11 protein-coding genes are annotated in these 9446 nt (G+C 69.0%); 6 read left to right on the top strand and 5 right to left on the bottom strand.

Features of this window, described 5'->3' with window-relative positions; genetic code table 11:
- Nucleotides 1-23: 23 nt before the first annotated feature.
- Nucleotides 24-188 (bottom strand): hypothetical protein, encoded by a 165-nt coding sequence (locus CF8_RS22120; RefSeq protein WP_156887271.1) that lies wholly within the window; start codon nt 186-188, stop codon nt 24-26.
- A 168-nt stretch (nt 189-356) separates the two neighbouring features.
- Here CF8_RS22120 and CF8_RS18680 point away from each other — a divergent pair, with 168 nt between their 5' ends.
- The 4 genes from CF8_RS18680 to CF8_RS18665 all read left to right on the top strand — a co-directional run bounded on the left by CF8_RS18680 (nt 357) and on the right by CF8_RS18665 (nt 3711).
- Complete coding sequence (locus CF8_RS18680) at nt 357-1133, top strand: amino acid ABC transporter ATP-binding protein (RefSeq protein ID WP_010834657.1); 777 nt, start codon at nt 357-359, stop codon at nt 1131-1133.
- A gap of 75 nt (nt 1134-1208) precedes the next feature.
- Entirely contained in the window at nt 1209-2096 is an 888-nt protein-coding gene (locus tag CF8_RS18675; protein WP_010834656.1) for a glutamate ABC transporter substrate-binding protein, read from the top strand.
- Nucleotides 2097-2170: 74 nt separating this feature from the next.
- Nucleotides 2171-2854, top strand: a complete 684-nt coding sequence (locus CF8_RS18670) for an amino acid ABC transporter permease (RefSeq protein WP_010834655.1) — start codon at nt 2171-2173, stop codon at nt 2852-2854.
- Entirely contained in the window at nt 2854-3711 is an 858-nt protein-coding gene (locus tag CF8_RS18665; RefSeq protein WP_010834654.1) for an amino acid ABC transporter permease, read from the top strand. The genes CF8_RS18670 and CF8_RS18665 overlap by 1 nt, the downstream gene beginning before the upstream one ends.
- A 182-nt stretch (nt 3712-3893) precedes the next feature.
- Here CF8_RS18665 and CF8_RS18660 read toward each other — a convergent pair whose 3' ends face one another.
- Nucleotides 3894-4364, bottom strand: a complete 471-nt coding sequence (locus CF8_RS18660) for a hotdog fold domain-containing protein (RefSeq protein WP_010834653.1) — start codon at nt 4362-4364, stop codon at nt 3894-3896.
- A 224-nt stretch (nt 4365-4588) separates the two neighbouring features.
- Here CF8_RS18660 and CF8_RS18655 point away from each other — a divergent pair, with 224 nt between their 5' ends.
- Complete coding sequence (locus CF8_RS18655; RefSeq protein ID WP_010834652.1) at nt 4589-5188, top strand: TetR/AcrR family transcriptional regulator; 600 nt, start codon at nt 4589-4591, stop codon at nt 5186-5188.
- Between the two features lie 186 nt (nt 5189-5374).
- Nucleotides 5375-5872: a MarR family winged helix-turn-helix transcriptional regulator gene (locus CF8_RS18650; protein ID WP_010834651.1), complete on the top strand. Its 498-nt coding sequence runs from the start codon at nt 5375-5377 to the stop codon at nt 5870-5872.
- Nucleotide 5873: 1 nt separating this feature from the next.
- On the opposite strand, the gene CF8_RS18645 is transcribed toward CF8_RS18650, so the two are convergent.
- From CF8_RS18645 to rsmA, 3 genes are read right to left on the bottom strand one after another with little or no spacing between them, the layout of a single operon-like run.
- Nucleotides 5874-7670 carry an ABC-F family ATP-binding cassette domain-containing protein gene (locus tag CF8_RS18645; protein ID WP_010834650.1) on the bottom strand — a complete coding sequence of 599 codons (1797 nt, stop codon included), beginning with the start codon at nt 7668-7670 and terminating at the stop codon, nt 5874-5876.
- On the bottom strand, nt 7670-8578 hold the full coding sequence (locus CF8_RS18640) for a 4-(cytidine 5'-diphospho)-2-C-methyl-D-erythritol kinase (protein WP_198016882.1): 909 nt from the start codon (nt 8576-8578) through the stop codon (nt 7670-7672). The genes CF8_RS18645 and CF8_RS18640 overlap by 1 nt, the downstream gene beginning before the upstream one ends.
- Complete coding sequence (rsmA, locus tag CF8_RS18635; protein WP_036491456.1) at nt 8575-9438, bottom strand: 16S rRNA (adenine(1518)-N(6)/adenine(1519)-N(6))-dimethyltransferase RsmA; 864 nt, start codon at nt 9436-9438, stop codon at nt 8575-8577. The genes CF8_RS18640 and rsmA overlap by 4 nt, the downstream gene beginning before the upstream one ends.
- Nucleotides 9439-9446: the final 8 nt, after the last annotated feature.

Below are 9446 nucleotides of genomic sequence, written 5' to 3'. Positions count from 1 at the left end.
CCAGCCGTAATCGCAGCCGGAGGTCAGTGGCCGCGGAGGTTCTTCACCTTGCCCTTGGCCTTGCCGGCCGCTTCCTTGGCCGCCATCTTGCCCACGTCCTTGAAGAAGATCGCCGCGCCCTTCGGGTCGTCCTTGGCACCCTTGGCCATGTCCTTGAGCATGCCGAGCCTGTTCTTGCTGTCGCTCATCATTTCCTCCGCTGGTCGAGGCGATAGTGCCGATTCAAGCACCGGCGAACCTCGCTGGGGAACAGGTCCGCCGTACGCACTCAACGGGCGGGACACGGTCCGGTCACGTTTGCCGTGGAGGACCCCTGCGTGTGGCCCCGGACACACTGATCCCTATAGGTTGCGGGCATGACCGCGTTGGAGCACGAGCCCCGTTCGGCCGGGCGAGGTGAGCCGCTCGTCGTCCTCACCGATGTCCAGAAGCACTTCGGATCGCTGCACGCCCTCAAGGACATCGACCTCACCGTGACCAGCGGCGAGGTGGTCGTCGTGATCGGCCCGTCGGGGTCGGGCAAGTCGACCCTGTGTCGTGCCATCAACCGCCTCGAGACCATCGACTCGGGCACGATCAGCCTGGACGGGCAGCCCCTTCCACAGGAGGGCAAGGCGCTGGCCAAGCTCCGTGCCGAGGTCGGCATGGTCTTCCAGAGCTTCAACCTCTTCGCCCACAAGACGATCCTCGAGAACGTCACCCTCGGCCCGATCAAGGTGCGAGGACTGAGCAAGTCCGCGGCCGAGACCAAGGCCCGTGAGCTGCTCGACCGGGTCGGCGTCGGTCACCAGGCCGACAAGTACCCCGCCCAGCTCTCCGGTGGGCAGCAGCAGCGGGTGGCCATCGCCCGGGCGCTGGCCATGGAGCCGAAGGTGATGCTCTTCGACGAGCCCACCTCCGCGCTCGACCCGGAGATGATCAAGGAGGTCCTCGACGTCATGGTCGACCTCGCCCACCGCGGCATGACGATGATCGTCGTCACCCACGAGATGGGCTTCGCGCGTACGGCGGCCGACCGGGTCGTCTTCATGGCCGACGGCGCGATCGTCGAGGAGAACACTCCCGAGCAGTTCTTCACCAACCCCACGTCCGATCGCGCCAAGGACTTCCTCGGCAAGATCCTCAAGCACTGACCAGCAGGTCTCGGGGCCGTCCCACAAGGGGGCACCAAGGCTCCTCAACTGTTCACCACATCAAGGGAGAAGCAGATGCGATTCATCCGAACCAAGGCCGCGATCGCGGTCGCTGGACTGGCCCTCTCGCTCGCCGCGTGCGGTGACGCGGGCACCGACAACGAGGGCGTGGAGGTCGAGGCGTCGGAGGACGCCAGCTTCGAGGCGGGCACGCGCATGGCCGAGCTCGCCGAGGCCGGCACCATCAACGTCGGCGTGAAGTACGACCAGCCCGGCCTCGGGTTCAACGAGACCGGCTCCGACATGCCGACCGGCTTCGACGTCGACATCGCCAAGATCCTCGTGGCCTCGCTGGGCATCGACCCGGAGGACACGTCCAAGGTGCAGTACGTCGAGACGATCTCCGACAACCGCGAGCCCTTCCTGGTGGACGGCAAGGTGGACCTCGTCCTCGCGTCCTACTCGATCACCGACGAGCGTCGGCAGGTCGTCGGTCAGGCCGGCCCCTACATGCTCACCGGCCAGCAGCTGCTGGTGCCCGAGGACTCCGAGGCCGCCGGCCCCGAGGACCTGCAGGGCAAGGAAGTCTGCTCCGTCACCGGCTCGACGTCGCTCGACAACGCCAAGGCCCAGGGCATGAAGCCGGTCGGCTTCGACACCTACAGCCAGTGCGTCGACAAGGTGCTCGACGGCACGGTCGAGGCGATGACGACGGACGGCACGATCCTCGCCGGCTACGCCGCGCAGAACGAGGGCGCCCTGAAGGTCGTCGGCGAGCCGTTCTCCGAGGAGCGCATCGGCGTCGGCTACTCGCAGGACTACCCGGAGATGTGCCAGTGGATCAACGACACGCTCGAGGCAGCCAACGAGGACGGCACGTGGGCCGAGGCCTTCGAGGCCAACCTCGGTGCCTCCGGCGTCGAGACCCCGGACTTCCCGGAGCTCGACCCCTGCGAGTCCTGAGCATCCAGCTCACCATCCGAGTCCGGGCCCGCTGAGCAAGCGGGCCCGGACTCCGGTCCCACGAGAGGAGTGGCGTGGAAGCCTTCATCAACGAGTTCCCCGAGGTCCTGCAGGCGTTCGGCTACACCGTCCTGCTCTTCTTGTGCTCGGGCGTCCTGTCCCTCATCGGGGGCACGATCCTGGTCGCCATGCGCGTCGGCCCGATCGCGGTCCTCAACAAGGCGGCCGCCACCTACGTCACGCTCGTGCGCAACACCCCGTTGCTGATGGTGTTCTTCTTCTTCCAGTTCGCCGCTCCCAAGATCGGGATCAACCTCAAGTTCGTCGACGTCCACATCGGGAGCTTCGACTTCACCTCGTTCTTCGCCACCGCGGTGGTCGCCCTGACGCTCTACACCTCCACCTTCGTGTGCGAGGCACTCCGCTCCGGCGTCAACGCCGTCCCGCTGGGTCAGGCCGAGGCCGCCCGGGCCATCGGTCTCCCGTTCAGCGGGGTGATGCGCGAAGTCGTGCTCCCCCAGGCGTTCCGCGCCTCGGTCCCCCCGGTGGCGAGCACCCTGATCGCGCTGCTCAAGAACACCTCGGTCGCCGCCGTGTTCGGCGTCCTGGAGGCTGCTGCCCAGATGAAGATCATGACCAACAACCATGCCGACGAGCGCTGGGGCATCTTCTTGGGCGTCGCCCTGCTGTACGTCGTCCTGGTCGAGCTCGTCTCCCTGGTCGCCATCTCGTTCGAGCGTCGCTGGAGGATCGCCTGATGGCCGCCGGAGTTCTCTTCGACGCACCGGGACCCAAGACGGTCGCCCGGCACCGGATCTACACGATCATCTCGCTCGTCGTGATCGTGGCCGCGCTCGCCTTCGCCGTGAAGCGGCTCGCTGACGCTGGCCAGTTTGCCTACGCCCTGTGGGAACCCTTCGTCACCCCGCAGTACCTCACCGCGCTCCTCGAGGCATGGCTCGACACCATCATCATGGCGGTGCTGTCGGTGCTCGGTGCTGTCGTGTTCGGGGTGGTCTTCGGGATCAGCAAGCTCTCCGATCACCGACCCGTGCGCTGGGTGTCGTGGCTGGTCGTCGAGTTCTTCCGCGCCGTACCCGTCATCATGTTGATGATCTTCTGCTTCTACGCGGTCTTCGGCGACATGCCCATCGCGCGAGGCGCCTTCTGGTCCGTGGTGCTGGCGCTGACGCTCTACAACGGCGCCGTGCTGGCCGAGGTCTTCCGCGCCGGCGTCAACGCCGTCCCTCGCGGGCAGGCCGAGGCGGCGTACGCCATCGGCATGCGCAAGGCGCAGGTGATGAACATCGTGCTGCTGCCCCAGGCCGTGAAGATCATGATCCCGGCGATCATCAGCCAGTGCGTCGTGGCGCTCAAGGACACCAGCCTGATCCTGATCGTCTTCGGGATCGGCCTCACCAAGATCGCCAAGCAGCTGCCGCTGTCGTTCAACAACATCGTCCCGACGACCATCGTCGTCGCCGCGTGCTACATCGTGACCAACCTGGTGCTCACCTGGCTGGCCAACTACGTCCAGCGCAAGTTCGTGGGCGAGAAGAAGGTGCTGCAGGTCTCGATGGTCGCCGACGTCGGCGAAGCCAAGACGACCCTGTAGACCTCGCCCGAGTGTGGCCGGGACGTAGAAGCCCGTCGCTACGCTCGGGGGCTCCCGCAGCGGTTCCGGCTTCGCAAGCTCAGCCGGACTGAGGACGTCGAAGCCCGTCGCTACGCTCCGGGGCTCCCGCAGCGGTTCCGGCTTCGCAAGCTCAGCCGGACTGAGGACGTCGAAGCCCGTCGCTACGCTCCGGGCTTCTCGGTCACCCAGAGCTTGATGACGCCCTCGATCACGACGGTCCCGTCCTCGCGCTCGCCGCGGACGCGGACGTGCAGGTCGGGGTTGTCGCTGGTCCACTGCTCGGGGTCCGTCTCGGCGATGCAGACGATGTCCGAGGTGGCCTTCGCGGTGTAGGCGACGTCCATGCCCTTGGGGATCCACCGCTTGTGGCTCGGGATCGTCACCTCGGCGAGCGCACCCATGGCCGCCTCGAGGCCGTTGCACAGCGCGATCGCGTGCACGGTGCCGAGGTGGTTCTGGACGCTGCGCCGCTTCGGGATGACGAGCTCGACGTGGTTGGGCTCGACCACCGTGAAGCGCGGGTGGATCGTGGCGAAGTAGGGCGCCTTCTGCGAAAACGCGATGGAGAACGCGCGCTTGCCGACGACGGGGACGGAGGTGGCGGTGTTCCACAGCTTCTGGACCTGGCTCATGCCGGAGATGTTACCAGTCGGTAACTCTGGGCGCGCTGTTCTGCTGAAGGGACGCACCTCCCCCGCCGACGATCAACGTCGCGAGCACCACGGCCAGCTTCTTCCTGCGCTTCATCCATCTGCCTCTCTGAGTCTGGAGCGCCGGACGCTAAATGAGAATGATTCCCATTGTCAAACGAGCGGATCGGCGTGAGAGGATCTGCCCCATGCCGAGCAAGAAACGCATGACCGGGGCCGAGCGCCGCGAGCAACTGATTGCCGTCGCGCGCACGCTGTTCTCAGAACGCGGCTTCGAGGGGGCCGCCATCGAGGAGGTCGCAGCCCGCGCCCAGGTCTCCAAGCCGGTCGTCTACGAGCACTTCGGCGGCAAGGAGGGGCTCTACGCCGTCGTCGTCGACCGCGAGGTGCAGACCCTGCTGGCGATCATGCGCGGCTCACTCACCGCGGGCACCTCGAGGATCGTGCTCGAGCAGGCGGCGTTGGCGCTGCTGTCGTACGTCGAGGAGAACCCGCAGGGCTTCCGGATCCTGGTCCGCGACAGCCCCATCGGGGAGGCGTCCTTCCAGACGATCCTCGGTGACGTCGCCTCCCGCGTCGAGGGACTGCTGGCCGACACCTTCAAACGCACCGGGCTCGACGCGAAGAACGCTCCGATGTACGCCCAGATGCTCGTCGGGATGGTCGCGAGCCTGGGCCAGTGGTGGCTCGACACCCGCAAGCCCGCGCGCGAGGTCGTCGCCGCCCACGTGGTCAACCTCGCCTGGAACGGACTCAGCGGGCTCGACGGGGACCCCGTGCTCTACAGCGAGACTCCCGAGGCCTGACGCGTCGCGGGCGGCAACCCGACCCGGCACCGACTTCTCGAGGTTTCCGTCAGGTTCTTGAGTGTTGCAACACCCCGGAACGTTGCATTCCCCCGCCTATGCGGGGGAATCGAACGTTCTCGGGGGTTTCAGCGGACCCCTATCTCTCGACGTCAAGATTCTCGACGCGTCTGGCACACTGGCCACATGCGCGACGAAGTGGACAGCCTGGTCGAGGCGTGGGCGCGCGAGCGCACCGACCTCGACCTCGGTCCGGTCGAGGTCTTCAGCCGCATCAGCAGGCTGGCGCGCCACCTCGACCTCGCCCGCCGCGACGCCTTCACGACCCACCACATCGAGTCGTGGGAGTTCGACGTGCTGGCTGCGCTGCGGCGCGCCGGGGCGCCGTACGAGCTGTCCCCCGGCCGCCTGCTGCGCGAGACGCTCGTGACCAGCGGCACCATGACCAACCGCGTCGACCGGCTGGCCGGCCGCGGGCTGGTCGAGCGGCTGCCCGACCCGCGCGATCGCCGCGGGGTGCTGGTGCGCCTCACCCCCGAGGGCAAGGCCGCCGTCGACGGCGCCTTCGGAGCGCTGATCGCGGCCGAGGCCGAGCTGATCGCTGCGCTGCCCGCCGGCGACCAGGCGACGCTCGCGTCGCTGCTGCGCACGCTCCTCGCGCCGTTCAGCCCACCCGAGGACTGACTCAGGAGCCGAGCAGCTCCGACGCCTCGAGCCACTCGTGCTCGAGCCGCTCCTTCTCGGCCTGCACCACGCTCAGCTGCTTGCCGAGCTCGGCCAGCCGGTCGAAGTCGGTCAGGGACGCAGCCATCTCGTCGTCGAGCGCCTTCTCCTGCTTGTCGACGCGGGCGATCTGCTTCTCGATGCGCGACAAGGCCTTGCGGGCATCGCGCTCCTCCGCCGAGCCCGCCTTGACCTTCGCCGATCCCGACGCGGTCGCACCGGAGGTGCTCGACCCGCCGGTCATGGTGCGCGATGCCACCGAGTCGAGGCCCGCAGCGCGACGCTCGAGGTATTCGTCCACTCCGCGCGGCAGCATCGAGATCTGGCCGTCACCGAGCAGAGCCCAGACGGAGTCGGTGACCCGCTCGAGGAAGTAGCGGTCGTGGGAGACCACGATCAGGGTGCCCGGCCAGCCGTCGAGGAAGTCCTCGAGGACGTTGAGGGTGTCGATGTCCAGGTCGTTGGTGGGCTCGTCGAGCAGCAGCACGTTGGGCTCGTTGAGGAGCAGCTTGAGCAGCTGGAAGCGGCGGCGCTCGCCACCGGACAGGTCGCCGAGGCGGGCGGTGAGCTTGTCGCCGGTGAAGCCGAACCGCTCGAGCATCGACGTCGCGGTGATGTCGGAGCCCGTCGCCGTACGCGTCACGCGCGCGATCGCCTCGATCGTCGGCAGCACCCGACCGTTGGGGTCGACCTCGTCGATGGCCTGGGTGAGGTGCTCCATCGCGATCGTGCGGCCGTGCTTGACCCGCCCGGCGGTGGGCTCGAGGCTGCCCGCGATCAGGGACAGCACCGAGGTCTTGCCGGCGCCGTTGACGCCGACGATGCCGACCCGGTCACCCGGGCCGAGGCGCCAGGTCGCATCGGACAGCAGCTGGCGATCACCGCGGGACATGTCGACGTGCTCGAGGTCGATGACGTCCTTGCCGAGGCGCTGGGTCGCGAACTTCTGCAGCTCGAGGCGGTCCCGCGGCGGCGGCACGTCCTCGATCAGCTGGTTGGCCGCCTCGATGCGGAACTTCGGCTTCGCGGTCCGCGCCGGGGCGCCGCGCCGCAGCCAGGCGAGCTCCTTCTTCACGAGCTGCTGGCGGCGCTGCTCGGACGCACCGGCCTGCCGCTGCCGCTCCGCCTTCGCGAGCACGAACGAGGCGTAGCCGCCCTCGTAGGAGTCGACCGCGCCGTCGTGGACCTCCCACGTCGTCTGGCAGACCTCGTCGAGGAACCAGCGGTCGTGGGTCACGACGACGAGCGCCGACGAGCGCTGGATGAGGTGCCCCGCGAGCCAGGCGACCGCTTCGACGTCGAGGTGGTTGGTGGGCTCGTCGAGGATGATCAGCTCGTGCTCGCCGAGCAGCAGCGCGGCCAACGAGCAGCGGCGGCGCTCGCCACCGGAGAGGCCGAGCACCGGCCGGTCGAGCGAGACGCCGGCCAGCAGCTCGGTGACGACGCCACGCATGGTCGAGTCGGCCAGCCACTCGTGATCGGCGCGGCCCCCGAGCACGGCCTCGCGCACGGTGTGGGTGTCGACGAGCTCGTCGCCCTGGTGGAGGTAGCCGATCTCGACGCCACGGCTCATCGAGACGCGGCCGGAGTCGGGCTCCTCGAGACCGGTCATCACCTCGAGCAACGTGGTCTTGCCGTCGCCGTTGCGTCCGACGATGCCGATCCGCTCACCGACGTTGATGCCGAGCGAGACCTCGCTCAGCAGCGGCCGGATGCCGTAGGCCTTCGAGACTTTTTCGAGGTTGATCAGGTTGGCCATCAGGGGCGCTCCAGGAGATGTGCGCCGGCGACAGGGCCGTTCGCGATGAGTACGACGTCGTGCCCCGCACCCCGCAGGCCCGCGACGACGGCGTGGGCGCCGTCGAGCGAGTCGCACAGGAAGATGCAGGTCGGGCCCGAACCGGAGACGAGGCCGCGCAGGGCACCTTCGCCTTCGCCGCGGTCGATCAGGGTGCCGAGCTCGGGTCGCAGGTCGACCGCCGGCGCTTGCAGGTCGTTGTGCAGGGTGCGGGCCAGCCGCAGCGGTTCGCCGCTCGCCAGCGCCGACAGCAGGTCGGCCGGCTCAGCCGGCTCGGCCAGCGCGTCGGGAAACAGCTTGTCGAAGTGCGCGTAGACCTCGGGCGTGGACAGGCCGACGCCGGACGGGACGGCGACCCACCACCAGGTGCCGCGGTCGTCGAGCGGCTGCACGACCTCGCCACGGCCACGGCCACGCGCCGTACCGCCCACGAGCGAGAAGGGGACGTCGCTGCCGAGCTCGGCCGCGAGTTCGAGGAGCACGTCGTCGGGCAGGCCGGTCCGGTGCAGCCGGTCGTAGGCCAGCAGGGTCGCGGCGGCGTCGGCCGAGCCGCCCGCCATCCCGCCAGCGACCGGGATCGACTTGAGGATCTCGACGGCCTCGTGGCCGTGGCGCCCGGTCCGGGCGCGGATCACCTCGAGCGCACGGAAGGCGATGTTGCCGCCGCCGATCGGGACGTCGCCGGCGTCGATGTAGTCGGCGCACTCCAGCTCGAGCGAGGGCACCACCGCGCCGGTGAGGGTGACGTCGTCGTAGAGGCTGATGGCCTGGTAGACGGTGTCGAGCGGGTGGAAGCCGTCGTCACGCACAGCGCCGACGCCGAGGTGGAGGTTGATCTTCGCGGCGGCGCGGACGGAGACGGTGCTCACCACGGCATGCCCTCGGCGATCCGGGCGAAGTCGGCCACGGTGAGCACCTCGCCGCGCGCCGTCGGGTCGATGCCGGCCTGGACGAGAGCGTGCTCGGCAGCCTCGCTGGAGCCGGCGAGCGGGCGCAGGGCCGCGCGGATCTGCTTGCGGCGGGTGGCGAAGGCGGCGTCGATGACGGTGAAGACCTGCTCGCGAGTGGCCGTGGTGTCCGGCGGGTCGCAGCGGGTCCAGGCGACGAGGCCGGAGTCGACGTTGGGCGCGGGCCAGAAGACGTTGCGACCGATGGCGCCGGCGCGCCGCACGTCGGCGAACCAGGCGGCCTTCACCGACGGGACGCCGTAGATCTTGGAGCCGGGGCCGGCCGCGAGACGGTCGGCGACCTCGGCCTGCACCATCACCAGCCCGCGCTCCAGCGACGGGAGCAGCGTGAGCATGTGGATCAGGACCGGCACCGAGACGTTGTAGGGCAGGTTGGCGACGAGGGCTGTCGGCGGCGGACCGGGGATCGCCTCGATCCGCATCGCGTCGCCCAGCACGACCTCGAAGGCGTCGGCGTGGTCGGGGGCGCGGTCCTCGATCGTCGCGGGCAGCCGTGCGGCGAGCAGCGGGTCGATCTCGACGGCCACCACGCGCCGGGCGACCTCGAGTAGCCCGAGGGTGAGCGAGCCGAGCCCGGGGCCCACCTCGACGACGACGTCGTCGGGTCCGATGCCGGAGTCACGCACGATGCGGCGCACCGTGTTGGCGTCGATGACGAAGTTCTGACCGCGCTGCTTGGTCGGGCGCAGGTCGAGCTCGGCCGCGAGCGTTCGCACCTCCGCCGGCCCGAGAAGTCTCGGACCGGCGGAAGGGGATGTCATACGCAGAG

It is taken from the genome of Nocardioides sp. CF8, from assembly GCF_000389985.1.
GTDB lineage: Bacteria > Actinomycetota > Actinomycetes > Propionibacteriales > Nocardioidaceae > Nocardioides > Nocardioides allogilvus.
This window is presented reverse-complemented; position numbering and strand designations above follow the sequence as displayed.

Coding starts and splice junctions, on each gene's coding strand:
- CF8_RS22120 (WP_156887271.1), bottom strand. CDS start 188: ATGAGCGACAGCAAGAACAGGCTCGGCATGCTCAAGGACATGGCCAAG.
- CF8_RS18680 (WP_010834657.1), top strand. CDS start 357: ATGACCGCGTTGGAGCACGAGCCCCGTTCGGCCGGGCGAGGTGAGCCG.
- CF8_RS18675 (WP_010834656.1), top strand. CDS start 1,209: ATGCGATTCATCCGAACCAAGGCCGCGATCGCGGTCGCTGGACTGGCC.
- CF8_RS18665 (WP_010834654.1), top strand. CDS start 2,854: ATGGCCGCCGGAGTTCTCTTCGACGCACCGGGACCCAAGACGGTCGCC.
- CF8_RS18660 (WP_010834653.1), bottom strand. CDS start 4,364: ATGAGCCAGGTCCAGAAGCTGTGGAACACCGCCACCTCCGTCCCCGTC.
- CF8_RS18655 (WP_010834652.1), top strand. CDS start 4,589: ATGACCGGGGCCGAGCGCCGCGAGCAACTGATTGCCGTCGCGCGCACG.
- CF8_RS18650 (WP_010834651.1), top strand. CDS start 5,375: ATGCGCGACGAAGTGGACAGCCTGGTCGAGGCGTGGGCGCGCGAGCGC.
- CF8_RS18645 (WP_010834650.1), bottom strand. CDS start 7,670: ATGGCCAACCTGATCAACCTCGAAAAAGTCTCGAAGGCCTACGGCATC.
- rsmA (WP_036491456.1), bottom strand. CDS start 9,438: ATGACATCCCCTTCCGCCGGTCCGAGACTTCTCGGGCCGGCGGAGGTG.